The following is an 18,181-nucleotide window of genomic DNA, read 5'->3' on the forward strand; positions in this document are numbered from 1 at the left end:
AGACTGCTTTTATGTCCGGGTAATATTGACATCCAATTAAACCCGGGTAGAATGCGTTTCTGTTGAAACTTCAGCAGGAGCGCTTCTCATGGATGCCGCAGCAATCCACGCGTGCACGGCCTTTGCCGGCACACAACGCCTGGCCGGCGGGCCCGTCCGCGATGTCGCACGGGCCGTCAAGATTCACCTCGATGCGCATCCCGAATCGCCGGTGCTGGTGTTCGACAACACCAGCGCACAGCCCGTGGAATTCGACTTGCGCGGCACGGTTGAAGACGTGCTGGCGCGGCTCGATCGCGCCGTCCCATCTGCCGCTGAACCCACCGAATCCGAAAGCCGCCCGCGTGGCCCCGGCCGCCCCAAGCTGGGCGTGATTGCCCGCGAGGTGACCCTGCTGCCGCGCCACTGGGATTGGCTGGCCGCGCAGCCGGGCGGGGCGTCGGTTACGCTGCGCAAGCTGGTGGAAGACGCGCGCCGCGCCGCCGAAGGCGCAGACCGCCGCCGCGTTGCGCAAGAGGCGGCGTATCGCTTCATGTCCGCCATGGCCGGCAACGCCGCAGGCTTTGAAGATGCCACACGCGCCTTGTTTGCCGCAGATGCCGTGGCGTTCGCTTCCCTCACTCAATCCTGGCCCGCCGACGTGCGCGACTTTGCGCGCGAACTGGCGAGCCAGGCATTCAATCCTCAACAGGAGGCTGCATGACAGCGCCTGCTGCTCGCCCGCTGTGGCGAACATTCATTGCATTCCTGGGCCCGCTGATCCTAGCCAACATCCTGCAATCGTTGTCGGGCACGCTCAACAACGTCTATGTCGGACACATGCTGGGCGTGAAGGCGCTCGCCGCGGTGTCGGCGTTCTTCCCGATCCTGTTCTTCTTCATCGCTTTCATCATCGGACTCGGGTCCGGTGCGGCGGTGCTGATCGGGCAGGCGTGGGGCGCCAAGAAGCCCGAGGCAGTCAAGACCGTGGCCGGGACAACGTTGTCGGTGGGCTTCATCGTCGGGCTGGCGGTGGCACTGCTGGGCGGCCCCTTCGCCAACGCGCTGCTGGGGTGGCTCGGCACGCCGGCCGACATCCTGCAGGACGCCACGCTTTATGCCAGCGTCATGCTCTATGCCATGCCGGGGCTGTTCGTCTACCTGCTTGCCACGGCGATGATGCGAGGTGTGGGCGACACGCGCACGCCGCTACGCACGCTCGCGCTGTCGACGTCGATCGGGCTGGTGCTGACACCCACCTTCATTCGCGGCTGGTTCGGCTTGCCGCAACTGGGCGTGGCAAGCGGCGCTGTGGCCACCATCATCTCGTTTACGGTCGCGCTGGTTTGGCTCGCCTTTTTCCTGCGCCGCCGCAGTCATCCGCTCGCGCCTGATGCCGTGTTGGCGCGGCACCTGTGGGTCGATTTCGGGGTGCTCAAAACCGTGCTGAAGATCGGGGTACCGACGGGCGTGCAGCTTGTGGTGATCTCGATTGCCGAGCTGGCGCTGCTGTCCTTCGTCAACGGCTTCGGCTCCGACGCGACGGCCGCTTACGGCGCCGGCACGCAGATCATCAGCTACGTGCAGTTTCCCGCCATGTCGATTGCGATTACGGCGTCCATCCTCGGCGCGCAAGCCATCGGCTCGGGCAATACGGAGCGGCTTGACGCCATCACGCGCACCGGGCTGTGGCTCAACGTGGCCATTACCGGCGTGCTGGTGGTGATGGCCTTGCTGTTTTCGCGTGCCGTCATCGGCTGGTTCACCACGAACACGGAGGTGATGAGCCTTGCCCAGAGCCTGCTGCATATCTCGCTGTGGAGCTCGGTCATCTTTGGCATGGCGAGCGTCTTCTCGGGCGTGATGCGCTCAAGCGGTACGGTGATGGCGCCCACGGCGATTTCCATCCTCGCCATTGCGGCGGTGGAAGTGCCAGTGGCCTGGGTGCTGAGCCGGCATATCGGCACCGACGGCATCTGGGCTGCGTACCCGGCTGCCTTCCTCGCCATGTTCGTGATGCAAGGGCTGTATTACGCGCTCGTGTGGCGACGCCGTGCGCAGCGGTTCGGCATCCGCCGCATGGTGTGATGGGCCCGTGGAGCTACGCACCGTCTTGCGGGCCGCCGAGCGTGACGGCCAGCGTGTCATCGGCGATGCTGATCGGCACATGCGTCAGGCACAGGCCCGTCGCCGGTGCCGCCAGATTGAAGCGCAGGCCATGCGCGGGGCACCGCAGCCACGTGCCCTCCAGTGGCCCGTTGGCCAACGCCGCCCCTTGATGCGGGCACGCATTGTCGATGGCGTAGACCGCGCCGTCGATGTTGAACAGCGCGATGCACCGGTCCGCAATCCATATGAGCTTGCGTTGACCCTGCGGCAGTTCCGCCAAGGGGATCGACACGGCGTGCGACATGCTGGCCTCCCGAATCAGCGCAGGGCAGCGATGAGTGCCTGCGCCCCCGGCCAGGGGCCGAAGCCCGATGCCGGATTGAGGTGTCCGACATCCCCGAGATCGACCAGTCGGCTGCCCCAGTCGGCGGCCATGCTGGCCACGCGTTCGAACGAGGCCAGCGGGTCGTTCCGGCTCGCGGCGACGATGCTTGGAAACGGTAGCGGATGCCGCGGGCAGGGCAGCCAGCCGTTTTCTTGCAGCACGTCGTGCGTGGGGTAGCCCGACGGCAACTGCGTGTCGAGATCGGCCGGGGTGGCCAGCAGGGCGCCGTGGATCTTGCGCGTGTGCAGCCGAGCCCAGTGCACGGTGATCATCACGCCTGCGCTATGCGCCACCAGGATCACCGGACCCGCGATGGCACTGATGGCCTTGTCCAACGCTGCGACCCGTGCCGCGCAGCTCAACTTGTCGACCTCCAGCGGCGGGACCGACACGGCCTTGTGGCCTGCCGCCCGGAGTTCGGCCTCGAGCAGCGTCTGCCAGTGTTCGGCCACGTGGTCGCGCAGGCCGGGCACCATGAGGATGGTGGGAGAAGGGTTGGACAACGTCATGATGAAACGCCATGAAGAAAAAACGAGGAGGTCGCCCTCCTCGAATGCCGACCGGGGAGACGGCGGAGTCCGCCTCCCGTGGTGCTTTTGGATGTCGGCCGCTCAGAACTTGTGACGGATGCCGACGGCCGCGCCGAGCATGCTGGTCTTGCCTGCGGCGAGGCCATAGCCCGTGGCGTTGAGATCCACCGTGGCCTGGTCCAGCGCGAGGCCCGCGTTGCGCGCATAGGCCGTGGTCAGGTACAGATCGGTGCGCTTGGAAAGGGTGTAGTCGGCAATGAACGCGACCTGCCACGGGTTGGCCTGCGTGGACGGCGCGCTGTTGATGGTCTTGATCTTCTGGTACGAGTATTCGAGCGAGAGCATCAGCGCGTTCGTCGCCTGATAGTTGGCACCAGCCCAGAAATAGTCGTCGCGCAGCGCCACGCTGCCGTTGGCGTTCTTGTTCTGGCCCCAGCGGTAGCCGCCCATGACCTTGAGCACATCGCCCACCAGATAGCTGCCGGCCAGCGCCGCCTTGCGCACAGTGCCGGAGCTGAATGCGCCGCCGCCCAGCGGCGTGCTCGGGTTGTACTGGTCATACGCGAGCGTGGCGCCCAGTGGCCCCGACGAATAGGCCGCCCCCGCGCCGTAGCCGCTGTCGCGCCGCGCCTGGCCGGGCACCTCGCCGTTGCCGCCGCCGGTGGGGTTGGCGCTCGGGGCGCCCGTGCCGAATGACCAATGCGCCTGCGCAGTCACCGGGCCGAAGTTGCCTGTGTACATGGCGGTGTTGTCGGACCGGAAGTTGACGCCGGTCTGCACGGCGGCCGGTTCGTACTGCGTGGAATACGCCATCGGCTCGAAGTTGGCCAGCAACTGGAAGAGCGTCGTGTACTGGCGGCCGAAAGTGAACTGCCCGATCGTGCTGCTCTTGAGCCCAACGTAGGCCTGGCGCCCGAACAGCCGGCCCCCTTGTTGCGATTGGCCCGTGTCGCTTGCAAAGCCGCTTTCGAGCACGAACAGGGCGCTCAGGCCGCCGCCAAGGTCTTCCACGCCGCGCAGGCCCCAGCGCGAGCCTGACAGGCCGCCGCTTTGCATCGACACGCGATTGCCCGAGCTGCCCGGTGTGGCGCCCGGCAGGTTCGTCGCATATTCGATGTTGGTATCCACCACGCCATACAGCGTGACGCCGGATTGCGCGCAGGCCGCGCCGGCGCAGGCCAGCAGTGCAGCGGGGGCGATGTGCTTCGTCTTCATGTTGCAGGGTCTCCTCTTGGTGTTATCGCCGACGGGTCCGATGTGTCCCGACGATCGTTAGAATGGCTTGCCGCCGATGATGCCGGCGCGTTCCATCTTCCGATGGCACGGCGCGTAATCCATGACCGCGTAGTGCTGCGTGGCGGTGTTGTCCCAGATGGCCACGCTGTTCGGCTTCCAGCGCCAGCGCACCTGGTATTCGGGAATGTAGGCCTGGCTGATCAGGTAGCGCAGTAGCTCCGATGCACCTGTCGTGGCGTCCTGCCCGTAGCGCACGCGCGCAGGGGTGTGGTAGTTCGTGAAGTGGGTCGTGAAACCGTTGACGTACAGCACCTTCTCGTCGGTCTCGGGGTGGGTGCGCACCACGGGGTGTTCCGGATCGGGGTACTGCGCCTTGAGTGCGAGACGCTTGTCGATCGGCATGACGGCACCAAAGCTGGCCTCGATGCTGTGGCGGGCACGCAGGCCCGCAATGTCGCGCTTGACGTCGTCCGGCAGCTTCTCGTAGGCCAGCACCATGTTGGCCCACATGGTGTCGCCGCCAACGGGCGGGCATTCCACGCAGCGCAGCACGGCGCCAAACTGCGGCGCTTCGCGCCACGTGGTGTCGGCGTGCCAGCAGTTCTCGTAGCGGTCGTTCGGGTGATCGGGCGTCTTGTAGATGCGCACGAGGCCAGGGTGTTCGGGGTCGCTGCCGGCCACGGGGTGGTCTTCCAGATCGCCGAAGCGGCGGGCAAATGCGACGTGCTGCGCGCGGCTCAGGTCCTGGTCGCGCAGGAAGACGACGCGGTGCTTGAGCAGCGCGGCGCGGATTTCGCTGAACAGGCCATCGTCTTCGATGGCGTCGCGCAATTGCACGCCGGTCAGCTCGGCACCCAGGGCGTTGGTCAGTTGTTCAATGCGCATGACGGCCCCTCAGATGACGAAGACGGACGAACCCGTCGTCTTGCGTGCTTCCAGATCGCGGTGGGCCTGCACGGCGTCTTCCAATGCGTAGCGCTGGTGGATTTCGATCTTGATGCGACCGGCGGCGACGTGATCGAACAGCTCGCCGGCAAGCTCGGCTTTCTCGGCCGGGTCGGCGATGTAATCGGCCAGGGCCGGGCGCGTGAGGTAAAGCGATCCCTTCATCGCCAGCAGCTGCGGGTTGAACGGCGCGATCGGGCCGGACGCCGTGCCGACGCATACCATCAGGCCGCGTCGCTTGAGCGAATCGAGCGAGGCATCGAAGGTGGCCTTGCCCACGCTGTCGAACACCACGTTCACGCCCACGCAGTCGGTCAGTTCGCGCACCCGCTTTGCAACGTCTTCGTGCGCGTAGTTGATGACGTGGTCGCAGCCGTGCGCGCGGGCGATGTCGGCCTTGGCTTCGCTCGATACCGTGCCGATCACCGTCAGCCCAAGCAGCTTGGCCCACTGCGAGACGATCAGCCCCACGCCGCCGGCGGCCGCATGCAGCAGGATCGTGTTGCCTTTTGCAAACGGGTAGATGCGGCGCAGCAGGTAGGCCGACGTCAGGCCGCGCATGGTCATGGCGGCGGCGGTTTCGCAGGCGATGGCAGCGGGCAGCTTGATCAGTGGTGCAGCCGGAATGAGGCGTTCGGTGCTGTACGCGCCCAGCGTGTTGATGAAGCCCGTATAGGTCACGCGATCGCCCACGGCGACGTTGCTCACGCCATCGCCGACGGCTTCAACGATGCCTGCCGCCTCAACGCCCATGCCGGCCGGACGCGGCACAGGGTAGAGCCCCGAGCGGAAGTAGGTGTCGGCAAAGTTCAGGCCGACGGCCTCGTGGCGCAGACGGACCTGTCCCGGGCCGGGCTGGCCGACCTCGACGGTCTCGCAGCGCAAGACCTCGGGGCCGCCGGTTTCGTGAAAGCGGATTGCGGTTGCCATGGGTATCTCCTGGATGCTTTTCAAGATGTTTGGGTGCGCGCCGCCCGCGCGGCTCGTTCAGGAGACGCGGTCAAAGCGGAGAGGGGATGGGTGCCTTGAAGGCGGCGCGCGGTTAGCTGAGCAAGGGCGTCATGCGGAAGCCACGGCGGCAGGGGTCGCGGCGGGCGCCGCGTCGATCGACACGTTAGCCACACGCTTGAGTTCAGCTTCATAGCTGCGTGCGGCCAGCAAGAAGCAACCCGCAGCCACCACGCCGAAGACCGGCATCACGGCCAGGGCAGTCTGCAGGCCCCATGCATCGGACATGGCGCCGCCCACAAACGGCCCGATCGCCAGGCCGAACAGGTTCTGGAACAGCGACAGCACCGCGGCGCCTGTCGAGCGCACGCCGGGGTGCACCACATCGAACACCACGCTCGAAGCCGGCGCCACCGTGCACGTCATCAAGAAGCCGCCGAAGGCGATCAGGAGGAACTGCTGGTTGGCCGGCATGCTCATGCCGAACGCCGCCATGAATACGAGCAGCGTGACCACGGCCAGCACAGCCACGGCAATCAGCCGGTTGCGCTGGCGGCGCGCTGCAACCACATCGGCCACCACACCCCACACGAAGGCGCCCAGCGCACCGCACAGCACCACCAGTGCGGCTTGCATGGCAGCACGGTCCGGCGGTGTCCCGTGATAGCGATTCAGGTAGCTCGGCAGCCACGCCCAGATGGTCGACACGACGATCAACTGGAAGGCTGCGCCCAGGCACGTCCACCACAGCGTGCGCGAGCTGGTGAGCGCGCCCGCAACGCTTTGCAGGAGCGTGCCTGCGGGCTGCCGCACTTGCGGGCCGCCAGCCGCCATCGCCACTGTCTTGTAGTCCGGCACGAATACATAGAGCAGCGCCAGCACCAGACCCGGTACGCCCACCACGCCGAACGCCGCCTGCCAGCCCCAGCGCGCTGCAATCACGCCACCGAGCAACACACCCAATACCGAACCGACAGATGCCGCGGCAAAGAAGGCGCCCATCAACGTGGCGCGCAGGCGCTTGGGGAACAGGCTGGCAATCAGTGCCGCGCCCACCGAGCCGTAGCCGGTCTCACCCACGCCCACGATGGCGCGCGCGGTGAAGAGTTGTCCGTAATTGCGCGTGAACATGCAGGAGATCGTTGCCAGACTCCATACGGTGGCCATCACGACGATGCTCTTGACGCGGCTGTAGCGGTCGGCCAACAGCGCCACCGGCAGGCCACCCACCGCCACCACGATCGAGATGACCGAGACGAGCGCGCCAAGTTGCTTGTCGGACAGCGCCCAGGCGGTCTTCAGATGCGGAAACAGCGACACGATGACTTGCCGGTCGATGTAATCGAACAGCATCAGTGCAAAGGTCATTGCAAACGCGAACCACGCCTGGGGTCGGCTGACGAGGTAGCCGTCGTGGTGGTCTGCGCGCGGGTCGGCGGCATGCAGATTCATGGTTGTCTCCGAGTGGCGGCGCTTGCGTTGAGCGCCGCCTGTGTTGGCCCGGTGATACTGCGGTTTTTAGTTTAGGCCGCGCGCAGCGGCAGGTTCTTCACGTTCGGGGCACGGTTGGGCGACATGCCGTTCTTCGCCAGCGTTTCTTCCACGCTGTCATATTGCACGCCGATGCGGTAGATGGCGCGGGCTTCCTTGCCGCTGGCAATCTCACGGCCCAGTTCATGCGCCACGCGTACGCACTGCTCGATCTGCTGTACGGACGTCATGCGATTGCCGTGCTGATCGATGATCGTGTCTTCAATGCCGCAGCGCGGGTGCAGGCCCATCGCCATGGCCATCATGTTGAACGGCAGCACGTTCTTGAGCAGCGACTCGGCCGTCAGCGTGCAACCATCCGGCGCACGGTGGATGAAGTTGAAGAAGTTGAACGGATTGGGGCCGTCGAAGCCGCCGCCAATGCCGATCCACGTCAGGTTGAGCGGGCCCTTGTAGACGCCCTTGCGGACGACGCGCTCCAGCGTTTCCAGCGCGTGGATGCCGGTCAATTGGAAGTGCGGCTGCACGCCGGAGGCCTGCAGACGGCGCAGGTGTTCTTCTAGCCAGGCGGGGCCGGCGGGCACGGTCATTTCTGCATAGGCTGCAGCCAGCGCTGGATTGGCCAGCGATGTGCCCTCCAGATATGCCGGATACAGCAACTCCATGATGTTCATCTGCGTGGTGTTGACCGCCACGGTCACCTGGTCGGGCGCCGGGGTCAGGTCGGCCAGCATGTGGCGCGTGTCGTCCGACAGCCACTTGGCGGCTTGCCCTTCGTCTTCCGGCGCAAACGAGATCGAGCCGCCCACCTGGATGATCATGTCGGGCACCGCCGCACGCACGCCGGCAATCAGTTCGTTGAATTTCGAGAGCCGCTTGGAGCCCTTGCCGTCCAGTTCACGCACGTGCAGGTGCAGCACGGTAGCGCCGGCGTTGTAGCAATCGACGGCCTTTTGCACCTGTTCTTCCATCGTGACCGGAATGTCTTCGGGAAAATCTTCCGGCATCCATTCCGGGCCGTACGGCGCAACGGTAATGACGACCTTGTCCTGGTTTTCCGGGTGCAGCGAATCATCGAGGAATTGCATGTTGGGGGCTCCTGTAGGGGATGTCTCGGCTGGACTTCACTATAGGGAAGCGGTAGCTTTGAATTTCTCAATTGGCGCCAAGTTTATCTCTTCACACGCCATTCCGCGTAAACACCAAGACGGCCCGGAGCTCACTGAAACCTATGGAAACGATGGTGCGTGCCCGCTCGCTCAACGGTTATTTCCAGGTCGTGCGCCGGCTCGGTTTCAACCCGCAGGAAGCCCTGCGGCAGGTGGGGTTGGACCCGGCCAGACTGACCGATCCAGAGCAGCTCGTGTCGGTCGTGGCGACGTGCCAGTTGATGGAGATCACCGCCGCCAGTGCCCCATGTCCGACGCTGGGGCTGCAGATGGCCGAGGCGCGTCAGGAGCTGGATTTCGGTGTGCTCGGCTTGTTGCTGGCCCACAAGCGCACGCTGCGCGAGGCACTGCAGGCCATCATCCAGTACCGCCACCTGCTGAACGAGGCGCTGGCGATCTACCTGGAATCCGATGGCGACATGGTGGTCATTCGCGAAGAGGTCATCACCGAGACGCCGGTGCCGCTGCGGCAGGCTAACGAGCTGGCCGTCGGCGTGCTGGCTCGGACGTGCAGCGCGCTGCTGGGGGTTCACTGGAAGCCGCGCAGCATCCACTTCTCACATGCCGCCCCCAACGACGTCAGCCTGCATCGGCGCGCGTTCGGTTGCCCCATCGTGTTCGGCAGCGACTTTAACGGCATCGTCTGTGCGGCGGCCGATCTGGAGACGCCCAACCCTGCCGCTGACCCGGCCCTCGTGCGTTATGCGGAAAGCCTCGCCGAGCCGCTCAATGTGTCGGCGCAGGAGGCGGTGGTGCAGGACGTGCGTCGCGCGATCTACCTGCTGCTGCCGCTGGAGCGTGCCTCGGTCGAGCAGGTGGCTGATCACCTCCACCTGAGTGTGCGGACCTTGCAACGTCAGTTGGAAGCGGCCGGCATGACGTTTTCTGACCTGGTGGAGGAGGTCCGGCACAACCTCGCCGTTCGCTACATGGCGAACCCGAGCTACCGGATCGGGCGGGTGGCCGCGTTGCTCGGCTACACGCGGCAGGCGTCGTTCACGCGCTGGTTCATCGCCCACTTTGGCATGACGCCGCGCGCGTGGCGCGATCGGCAGCGCGGCGACCTCGGTGCCGACGCGGCTCAGGCAGGTTCGAGCCCGGCCGACGTATCGTCCGCACGCGGTTGACGCGCCAGCCGCACCGCAGGCGATTGCAGGATGCACAGCAACTGCAGCGCAAAACCTGCTACCGCCATGAGCAGGCACGCCCCCACACCGGCGTGTGCAGCGAGCCACGCGGCCATTGCCGCGCCGATCGGCCGGGCGCCATACGACATCACATTCACTGCGGATACGCGCGCGAGCAGGGCGGGCGGCGTCACCGTCTGCCGCAGCGTGGTGGTGCTGACCACCCACAGAATCGGCCCACAACCCAGCAGAAAGAAGCCCGCTTGTGCCAGTGCCGGCCACGGCTGCCAGAGCGTGGCCGCAAGCAGCACACCGCCCGCCAGTCCACACACGGGGCCAGTCGCCACCACATGGCCGAAGCGCCAGCGCGCCAGAATGCGGGCGGCCAGCAGCGCGCCGATCACCATGCCCGCGCCGTACATGCCGAGCGTCAGCCCAATCGCTTGTGCAGAGAGGTTCAACCGATGCGCCGCATACGGAACGAAGATGGCCAACACCATGAAGAACGCCATGGTGAAAACGCACTGCGTGATGAACACCGGCCGCAGCAGCGGATGGTGAAACACGAAGCGCGCGCCCTCGGCAATGTCCCGCAGCGGGTGCGCCGCATGCCGCGCCACGGGCTCCGGAGCGGTCACGCCGGCCAGCAGTGCCGCAGCCATGGCGGACAACGCTGCAGCCAGCGTGAACGCCGCCATCGAGCCGGTCCAGCCGATCAACGCACCGCCGATGGCCGGGCCGCACGCAAATGCAATGGTGCGCGCCAGTTCGATTCGGCCGTTCGCGCGTCCAAGCATTGCTGCCGGCACGAGCGAGGGCACCAGCGCAGGCGCCGCCACGCTGAACACCACCGTGCCGCACACGGCAATGAAGCCCAGCCCGCCCAGCGCAGCCAGGTTCAACCGCCCGGCCACCAGCAGGCCCGCCAAAACACACAACGCCAGCGCGCGCACCGCCTCTGCGCCGGCCATCAATGCACGCTTGGGCCAACGGTCCGCCAGCATGCCAATGGGAATGGCAAACAGCACGAACGGCAGCGTGAGCGCCACTTGCAGCCAGCTCGCCGTGCTGGCGTCGGCATGCAGGGTGAGCACCGCAACCATTGGCATGGCGGCCAGTGCAATCTGCTCGGCTGACTGCGCAGCCAGGTTCGAACCCGCCAGCCGATTGAAACCCGGCGGCAGGCGGTCGGCAGCAAGATCATGGGAATCTGACATCGCACACTCCTGAAAATGTTCGCTTCAGGGTAGGGACGGCGATGCCTGGATGCGCTCCGCTTCTTGCGGGCGAACTCGGAATTTGGAGCGTGATTACAAGATGGGGGCGAACAGCTTGGCGACGTGCATGATCACGCGGCGCAGCGGGTGTGCGTGTTCGTATTCGTCACGGCCGACGCGGGCAGCTTCGGCAAAATCGGCTTCGAGCATCTGCGCGACGTCGTTGGCGAAGCGCGGGTCGGCGGTCATGATCATCAGCTCGAAGTTCAGGCGGAACGAACGGTTGTCGAGGTTGGCGCTACCCACGGCGGCGGCCTCATCGTCGATCAGCACGACCTTCTGGTGCAGGAAGCCGGGCAGGTAGCGGTAGATCTTCACGCCGGCGCGGATCGCCTGATATGCATACAGCGTGGACGCCAGGAACACCATGTGATGATCCGGCCGCGAAGGGATCAGGATGCGCACGTCCACCCCGCGCAGCACGGCCAGACGCAGCGCGGCAAACACAGCTTCGTCTGGAATGAAGTAAGGCGACGTGATCCACAGCCGCTTGCGTGCTGATTGGATGGCTTCCATGAAAAACAACGAGCAGGTTTCCTGCTTGTCGGCCGGGCCGCTGGCGACCACCTGGCAGACCATGTCTTCTTCGGGCCGCAGTTCCGGAACGATCAGCTGCGGCACTTCGTGCGCGGCCCAGTACCAGTCTTCGGCAAAGGTCAGCTGCAAGTCCATCACTGCGGCACCGACGATCTCGATATGCGTGTCGCGCCACGGGGCAAGCGGCGGCTTTTCGCCCATGTATTCGTTGCCGACGTTGTGGCCGCCAACGTAAGCGCGCTCGCCGTCCACCACGACGAGCTTGCGGTGGTTGCGAAAGTTGAGCTGGAAGCGGTTGACGAACCCGGCGTGCGTGGAGAACGGTTTGGCGTGCACGCCGCCTTCGACGAGCCGATGCACATAGTGGCGGGGCAGCGCGTGGCAGCCGATGCTGTCGAAGAGAAAGTACACGTGCACCCCGGCCCGCGCGCGGTCGAGCAGCAGCTCGGCCAGGCGGCGGCCGAGCGTGTCGTCATGCACGATGAAGAACTGCACGATGAGCACGCGCCGCGCCTGCGCAATCGCCGCAAAGATGGCATCGAAGGTTTCCGCGCCGTTGACGAGCAGCCGCACGCGGTTTCGAGCCAGGCACGGCGTGCCGGTCAGGCGCGGCAAGGCCTGCATGCAGGTGTGCTGCGGTGCGACCACGCTGGATTCATGGTCGCGCAGTCGGCGCCAGTCGTCAGACAGGGTGATTTCGCGCAGGCGGGCGTTGTGAAAGCGCCGCGCATCCACGTAACCGGCAAAGGTGCTTCGCCCGAAGATCAGATAGGGGATCAGCGTGAACTCCGGCAGCGTCACCAGTGAGATGGCCCACGCGATGGCGCCCTGCGACGTGCGCACGGTCAGCACAGCATGCATGGCGGCGAGGACGCCCACGCAGTGCACAAGAAAGAGGAAGGTGGCAAATGCCGTGGTGTTGGTCAGCATGGAAAGCGGCGGGGAAAACAGCACACCGTTGGCCATTTTGACACGCCCCACGTGGCGTCGGACAAACACGGATACTGCCCCGGCTGATATCTCGCGTAGTCTGGCCGTGGCGGCCGTTCAGGCACGACGCGTGCTGGTGTGAAGTCGACGTCCTTTCGACCCGCCGTACCCAAGACGACATCGAATATGCAAGGGCACCCGAGGAACTTCCCGATCGCGTATCTGCGCGCCTGGTTCGCCTGTCTGGCCATCGCGCTGGTGACAGGCTGCGCAAGCCTGCCCGAGCACGTCGATCGACCCGTGACGACGGCGCTGCCCAATGCCGAGTCGGCCACCTCGCTGGGGCGCTTGGCGCAGACGAATGCGCCGGCGCCCGAGGTGTCCGGCTTTCGGCTGATCCCGTCGGGCGAAGAAGCCTACGCCACGTTGCTCACGCTGGCCGACCGGGCCGAGCGCACGCTCGACTTGCAGTACTTCATCATTGCGAGCGACAACAGCGTGCGCGAATTGATGCGCCATGTGCGGGCCGCTGCGGATCGCGGGGTGCGCGTGCGCATGCTGGTAGACGATCTGCACAGCGATGGGCGCGATCTGGCATTTCTGAAATTTTCGTCGCACAAGAACATCGACGTGCGGCTGTTCAACCCGTTTCCGGGCGGGCGGATGTCGAATGTCACACGGTACCTGAGCGGCGCGGCTGAGTTCCGCCGCGTCAATCGGCGCATGCACAACAAGGCCTTCATTGCCGACAACGCGTTGGCCGTGACGGGCGGGCGCAACTTGGGCGCCGAGTATTTCACGCAGAACCAGACCACCAACTTCGTCGATCTGGACGTGCTGGCCGCGGGGCCGGCGGTGCGTCAGCTATCGTCAGCGTTCGATGCGTACTGGAATAGCGAATTTGCCTATCCGGTGCAGGCGCTGGCGCCCGAGCCGAGCACGGCACATCCGCCCGAGCCGAAGGAGGGCAGCTATCCGCCGCCGGTGACGATGCCAGATCGGCCGGCAGGGCCACCGCAGCATATCGATGTGCCGACCCGGCCGATCAACATGGGCTCCGGTTCCGCCAAGTCGGCGTCCGAGCAGACCATCTCGCAGCTCGAGCAGCGTCGCAACCAGACCGATCTCGCCAGCCCGGCGCCAGAGCAGCCCTTGCCGCTGAAGCCCGCGCCGCGCGACTGGTTTCTGGCCGACCAGATTGCCCGGGGCCGCCTGCGCCTGGAATGGGCGCCCGCGCAGGTGATCGTCGACCGTCCAGCCAAGGTGTCGGGTGATGAGGTGGAACCCGGCGGCGAGCGCCTCGCCCAGACGCTTCTGCGTCTGATTGACGAGGCCAAGCGGGAGGTCGTGCTGATCTCGCCGTACTTCGTGCCGGGCAAGCGCGGTATCGAGGTGGCCAAGCGCCTGCAGGATCGTGGCGTGCGCCTGCGGGTGCTGACCAACTCGCTGGCAGCGACCGACGCGCCCATCGTGCATGTGGGCTATGCCAGATATCGGAGCCAGTTGATCGATGACGGCGTTGAGCTGTACGAACTGCGTCCGACGCTGGGGGATCGCCCCAAGGTGATCGGCACGTTCCGTTCGTCACAGGCAAGCCTGCATGTGAAATCGATCGTGGTGGACCGCAGCACGCTGTTTGTCGGCTCAATGAACATCGACCCGCGTTCCATCGGGTTGAATACGGAGACAGGGTTGATCATCCGCAGCCCGGTGCTTTCAGAGGCGGTGGCCAAGCTGTTTGACGACTCGGTGCGCGACAGCGCCTACCGGGTGACCAAGGAAGATGGCCACCTGCGCTGGACCACGCATGAGAACGGCAAGGAGGTCGTTGTCGATCACGAACCGGAAGTGGGCCTGGGCCGCCGGACGTGGATTCAGATGCTGGCGCCGTTTACCCCGGAAGAACTGCTGTAGCGGTTCCAAAAGAAAAACGCCGCGAATGGCGGCGTTTCTTGACTCAGGCCAGGCGCTCGCCCAGCCGTCGCTGCATTACATCTTCTGCTTGGTGTTGTCCGCAGCGTTTTCCAGCTTCTGGCCACCCGTCTGGATGTCCTTGCCCATGCCTGCCATCGTGTTACAGCCCGCCAGGACGGCGCAGCCCAGGGCCAGCAGTGCGATCAGTTTCTTCATCTCGATCCCCTTGTGAGCCGTGCGGTATCCCGCACGATGTTCGCGTGATTGCCACCCGAGCGGTGGCGCAACCCGCATTTTAGTGCGACCCCGCGCACGTGGGGTGCGTCAGCCGCATCTTTTTTACCTTCTTGCATATCACTTGCAGCGTATCCCGGACATTCGCGGTCACGCCCTCTATTTCCACCGTGCCCTGCCGTTAGCACCTTTGGGGAGTGAACAGGGTGCCTGAAGAGGGGCGCGGGAAGAGGATCTCGGCGCCACACGGCTCAACCATGCAGGGGAAAAACACATGTGGAAGTGGATGGATACGAGCATTCGCACGCGGCTGACGTTCCTGGTCGCGGTATTTGCGGTGATGATTGCCGTGGTGGGCTTCGCGGGTATCACCACCGGCCGGGCGACCAATGACGATTTGCGTGCGGTGTATCTGGAAGATGCCAAGGGCCTGGATCTGCTGGCCAAAGACACCATCAACCTGCTGTGGGCGCGCATTCACCTGACCAATTTCGATTCGGTTTCGTCGCCTGAAGAACTGAAGAAGCTGCTGTCCGATGCGCATGGCATGGTCAACTCGGCCAACGATGCCTGGGCCCAGTTCATGAAGCTGCCGATTCCGGAAGCCGACCGCGCCCAGTTGCAGGCCGCCGACGCGGCACGCACCAAGTTCGTCAAAACGGCGCTGGAGCCGGCCATTGCCGCACTGGAACGCAGTGACCTCACCACGTATCGCGAACTGAACACGAACCTGGTGCCCAAGCTGTTTGTGGATTACGACTCGGCGCTCGGGCCCCTGGTCGGGGCGCGTTTCAAGTACGGCCAGCAACGCTTTGACCATTCCCAGTCGCGCTACGCGATGAGCATCTGGATCTCGGGTGGCTTGCTGGCCGCCGCGCTGGTGCTGTCGGTGGTAGCGCGCGGCGTGCTCGGCCGTACGGTGGTGCGTCCGCTGGAGCGCGCCATTCAGGTGTTCGAGCGCATGGCATCGGGCGACCTTGCCACGCGTATGGAAGGCCAGACCGCCGCGGGCCGCCGCGATGAAACCGCACGCCTGATGCATGCGGTGTCGTCCATGCAGACCAGTCTGCAGCAGATCATCGGGCAGGTGCGCACGGGCTCGGATTCGATCGCCAGCGCTACCAAGCAGATTGCTGCCGGCAATGCCGACCTTTCGCAGCGCACGGAGCAGCAGGCATCGTCGTTGGAAGAAACCGCGTCGAGCATGGAAGAGCTGACGAGCATCGTGAAGCAGAATGCCGATAACGCGCGTCAAGCGAGCACGCTGGCCGTCAATGCGTCGGATATCGCGGTCAAGGGTGGGGAAGTCGTGGGCCGCGTGGTGGACACGATGGCCGGCATCAATGAAAGCAGCCGAAAGATTGCCGACATCATCGGCGTGATCGAAGGCATTGCGTTCCAGACGAATATCCTGGCGTTGAATGCCGCGGTGGAAGCCGCACGCGCTGGAGAGCAGGGCCGCGGCTTTGCCGTCGTTGCCGGAGAGGTGCGCAGCCTTGCGCAGCGCAGCGCCACGGCGGCCAAGGAAATCAAGGAACTGATCGGCGATTCGGTGGGCCGCGTGCAAAACGGTACGACCCTGGTGGCCGAAGCTGGCACGGTGATCGACGAGGTGGTGGTGGCGGTGCGCCGCGTGACCGACATCATGGGCGAGATCAGCGCTGCGTCGGAAGAGCAGAGCAGCGGCATCGAACAGGTCAACCAAGCCGTTACGCAGATGGATCAGGTGACGCAACAGAATGCGGCGCTGGTCGAACAGGCTGCGGCTGCGGCGGAATCGCTGGAAGAGCAGGCCGAGGCGTTGCGCAGCGCGGTGTCGGTCTTCCGTGTCGAGCACGCATAAGCAGCACGCGCGCAAGCACCAACGCCCTTCCGCCTGGCGGGCCGGAGGGCATTTTCTTTTACGGCATCAGATCGCGTGCGCGCTCGGCAATCACGTCTTGCGTGTCGTCGATCCAGCGGGCAGGGAAGGGTTGCGAGAGCAGGTAGCCCTGGATCACGTCGCATCGGCAGGCACGCAATGCATGGAGCTGCACGGCGGTTTCCACGCGCGTGGCGGTGACGGGCACGCCCGCACCATGCGCCGCAGTCACCAGGCGTTGCAGCACCGCGTGATCGCTTGCGTTGGTCACTGCGTTGACGACGGCCTGATCGAGCTTGACTTGATCGGGGCGGAACGTTGCCAGGCAATCGAGGCTATGTGCAGTGGCGCCAAAGTCTTCTATTGCTACGCGTGCGCCACAGGCGTGCAGGGCTTCCACGGCTTTCTGCGCCGAGCCGTTGGCACGCTGCAGCGTGTGTTCTGAGATCTCGAAAACGAGGCGCGTGGTGGGCACTGCATGGCGCGCGGCAATGTCGCGCACGACGTCGCTCAACTGCGGATCGAGCAACTGCGCAACCGACAAGTTGACGGCAGCATGCACGCCTGGCTGATGCCGGTTGTTGCGTCCTGCGCGCTGAGATTCTTCGCGCAGCAGCCCGGCCAGCATCTGGGCGGCGTTGTCGAGCACCCAGTGGCCCACTTCGCGAATGTCGCCCGTCTGCTCCAGGATCGGCAGAAAATCGGCCGGTGCCACGCCTCCCAGCTCCGGTGAAATCCAGCGCAGCAAAAATTCGTAGCCGACGATCCGTCCGTCGGTCAGGCTCAGTTGCGGCTGCAGGTTCAGGCTGAACTGGCGGCGGGCCAGCGCGTGGCGTAGTTGGGCGGCCAGGCGCGGGTGCTCGGTGACGGGGTCGTATCCATCGTCCTCGGCGACGTGAACGCCACTGCGTGGAGGCATGGCCGCCGGGGCGTAAAGCGCTGGGCTTCGTTCGGCACCGTGCTGAACACCGTACAGTGCCCGGTCGGCCTGTTCGATCAGCCGCGCTGCATCCGAGGGCATGCCCTCGAAAAGCGTCATGCCGATGCTGCACGAGCAGACCAGCTCATAACCATGCGTGATGTAAGGCCGCGTGAGCGCAGCAGAAATCCGCCGCGCGAGATCGTGCACATCCTGTGCCGAGACGAAATCTGCGCAGGCAACGGCAAAGGTCTCATGGCCGACGCGCCCGACGATGGGTGCGATGCCATCCGCGGGCGGCACGCTCAGCGCTTCAAGCCGCGATGCACATTCGACGATGACCTCGCGCGCGGCGAGCGGCCCGAGCGTGTTGGTCGCCTCGGCAAAATGGTCGAAGCTGATCAGCAGCAGGGCGCCGATCGCGTCCTGGCGTGCGGGTTGCGGCATGGCAGCCAGCAGTTGGACGAATCGTTCGCGGCCCGGCAATCCGGAGATCGGATCCAGACTCGATGGCGCGGCAGACCTTGCGCGGCTCATAAATGGGATCGTCCTGCAAATGCCTTTAAAACGGATATACGTGCACTTGATAC

At 65.2% G+C, this 18,181-nt stretch carries 16 protein-coding genes; 5 read left to right on the forward strand and 11 right to left on the reverse strand.

All coding sequences use genetic code 11. From position 1 onward, the window contains the following. Nucleotides 1-88: 88 nt before the first annotated feature. Both ACEN9T_RS01110 and ACEN9T_RS01115 read left to right on the forward strand, forming a co-directional pair. A complete protein-coding gene (locus ACEN9T_RS01110; RefSeq protein ID WP_413706169.1) occupies nucleotides 89-703 on the forward strand; it encodes a DUF2239 family protein in 615 nt (204 codons plus the stop codon). Further along, nucleotides 700-2,067 carry an MATE family efflux transporter gene (locus ACEN9T_RS01115; RefSeq protein WP_413706170.1) on the forward strand — a complete coding sequence of 456 codons (1,368 nt, stop codon included), beginning with the start codon at nucleotides 700-702 and terminating at the stop codon, nucleotides 2,065-2,067. Before ACEN9T_RS01110 ends, ACEN9T_RS01115 begins: the two co-directional genes overlap by 4 nt. A gap of 13 nt (nucleotides 2,068-2,080) precedes the next feature. Here the strand turns inward: ACEN9T_RS01115 and ACEN9T_RS01120 are convergent, their stop codons facing one another. The 7 genes from ACEN9T_RS01120 to ACEN9T_RS01150 all read right to left on the reverse strand — a co-directional run bounded on the left by ACEN9T_RS01120 (nucleotide 2,081) and on the right by ACEN9T_RS01150 (nucleotide 8,711). After that, the gene (locus ACEN9T_RS01120; RefSeq protein WP_413706171.1) at nucleotides 2,081-2,392 is read right to left on the reverse strand and encodes a Rieske (2Fe-2S) protein; all 312 of its coding nucleotides are present in this window, start codon (nucleotides 2,390-2,392) and stop codon (nucleotides 2,081-2,083) included. A 14-nt stretch (nucleotides 2,393-2,406) separates the two neighbouring features. Next, nucleotides 2,407-2,982: an RBBP9/YdeN family alpha/beta hydrolase gene (locus ACEN9T_RS01125; RefSeq protein ID WP_413706172.1), complete on the reverse strand. Its 576-nt coding sequence runs from the start codon at nucleotides 2,980-2,982 to the stop codon at nucleotides 2,407-2,409. A gap of 102 nt (nucleotides 2,983-3,084) precedes the next feature. Further along, the gene (locus ACEN9T_RS01130; protein WP_413706173.1) at nucleotides 3,085-4,218 is read right to left on the reverse strand and encodes a porin; all 1,134 of its coding nucleotides are present in this window, start codon (nucleotides 4,216-4,218) and stop codon (nucleotides 3,085-3,087) included. A 57-nt stretch (nucleotides 4,219-4,275) separates the two neighbouring features. Further along, on the reverse strand, nucleotides 4,276-5,124 hold the full coding sequence (locus ACEN9T_RS01135; RefSeq protein ID WP_413706174.1) for a TauD/TfdA dioxygenase family protein: 849 nt from the start codon (nucleotides 5,122-5,124) through the stop codon (nucleotides 4,276-4,278). A 9-nt stretch (nucleotides 5,125-5,133) separates the two neighbouring features. After that, nucleotides 5,134-6,114, reverse strand: a complete 981-nt coding sequence (locus ACEN9T_RS01140; protein WP_413706175.1) for a quinone oxidoreductase family protein — start codon at nucleotides 6,112-6,114, stop codon at nucleotides 5,134-5,136. Nucleotides 6,115-6,243: 129 nt separating this feature from the next. Next, complete coding sequence (locus ACEN9T_RS01145; RefSeq protein ID WP_413706176.1) at nucleotides 6,244-7,584, reverse strand: spinster family MFS transporter; 1,341 nt, start codon at nucleotides 7,582-7,584, stop codon at nucleotides 6,244-6,246. A gap of 71 nt (nucleotides 7,585-7,655) precedes the next feature. After that, nucleotides 7,656-8,711: a 3-keto-5-aminohexanoate cleavage protein gene (locus ACEN9T_RS01150; protein ID WP_024978576.1), complete on the reverse strand. Its 1,056-nt coding sequence runs from the start codon at nucleotides 8,709-8,711 to the stop codon at nucleotides 7,656-7,658. A gap of 143 nt (nucleotides 8,712-8,854) precedes the next feature. Here ACEN9T_RS01150 and ACEN9T_RS01155 point away from each other — a divergent pair, with 143 nt between their 5' ends. Beyond that, on the forward strand, nucleotides 8,855-9,919 hold the full coding sequence (locus tag ACEN9T_RS01155; protein WP_413706177.1) for an AraC family transcriptional regulator: 1,065 nt from the start codon (nucleotides 8,855-8,857) through the stop codon (nucleotides 9,917-9,919). On the opposite strand, the gene ACEN9T_RS01160 is transcribed toward ACEN9T_RS01155, so the two are convergent. Next, on the reverse strand, nucleotides 9,874-11,136 hold the full coding sequence (locus tag ACEN9T_RS01160) for an MFS transporter (RefSeq protein WP_413706178.1): 1,263 nt from the start codon (nucleotides 11,134-11,136) through the stop codon (nucleotides 9,874-9,876). The genes ACEN9T_RS01155 and ACEN9T_RS01160 overlap by 46 nt on opposite strands. Nucleotides 11,137-11,229: 93 nt before the next feature. After that, nucleotides 11,230-12,663, reverse strand: coding sequence for a cardiolipin synthase (gene cls / locus ACEN9T_RS01165; protein WP_413706179.1), 1,434 nt, complete (start codon nucleotides 12,661-12,663; stop codon nucleotides 11,230-11,232). A gap of 186 nt (nucleotides 12,664-12,849) precedes the next feature. Here cls and ACEN9T_RS01170 point away from each other — a divergent pair, with 186 nt between their 5' ends. Beyond that, nucleotides 12,850-14,577 carry a phospholipase D-like domain-containing protein gene (locus ACEN9T_RS01170; RefSeq protein WP_413706180.1) on the forward strand — a complete coding sequence of 576 codons (1,728 nt, stop codon included), beginning with the start codon at nucleotides 12,850-12,852 and terminating at the stop codon, nucleotides 14,575-14,577. Nucleotides 14,578-14,652: 75 nt separating this feature from the next. Here the strand turns inward: ACEN9T_RS01170 and ACEN9T_RS01175 are convergent, their stop codons facing one another. Further along, on the reverse strand, nucleotides 14,653-14,793 hold the full coding sequence (locus ACEN9T_RS01175) for an entericidin A/B family lipoprotein (protein ID WP_009240575.1): 141 nt from the start codon (nucleotides 14,791-14,793) through the stop codon (nucleotides 14,653-14,655). A gap of 292 nt (nucleotides 14,794-15,085) precedes the next feature. Between ACEN9T_RS01175 and ACEN9T_RS01180 the strand changes: the two genes are divergently transcribed. Further along, nucleotides 15,086-16,654 carry a methyl-accepting chemotaxis protein gene (locus tag ACEN9T_RS01180; protein WP_413706181.1) on the forward strand — a complete coding sequence of 523 codons (1,569 nt, stop codon included), beginning with the start codon at nucleotides 15,086-15,088 and terminating at the stop codon, nucleotides 16,652-16,654. Between the two features lie 58 nt (nucleotides 16,655-16,712). Here the strand turns inward: ACEN9T_RS01180 and ACEN9T_RS01185 are convergent, their stop codons facing one another. After that, nucleotides 16,713-18,128 carry a bifunctional diguanylate cyclase/phosphodiesterase gene (locus ACEN9T_RS01185; RefSeq protein WP_092972021.1) on the reverse strand — a complete coding sequence of 472 codons (1,416 nt, stop codon included), beginning with the start codon at nucleotides 18,126-18,128 and terminating at the stop codon, nucleotides 16,713-16,715. Nucleotides 18,129-18,181: the final 53 nt, after the last annotated feature.

Origin of the sequence: Ralstonia sp. Ralssp110, assembly GCF_047325135.1 — a bacterium.
GTDB classification, from domain to species: domain Bacteria; phylum Pseudomonadota; class Gammaproteobacteria; order Burkholderiales; family Burkholderiaceae; genus Ralstonia; species Ralstonia mojiangensis.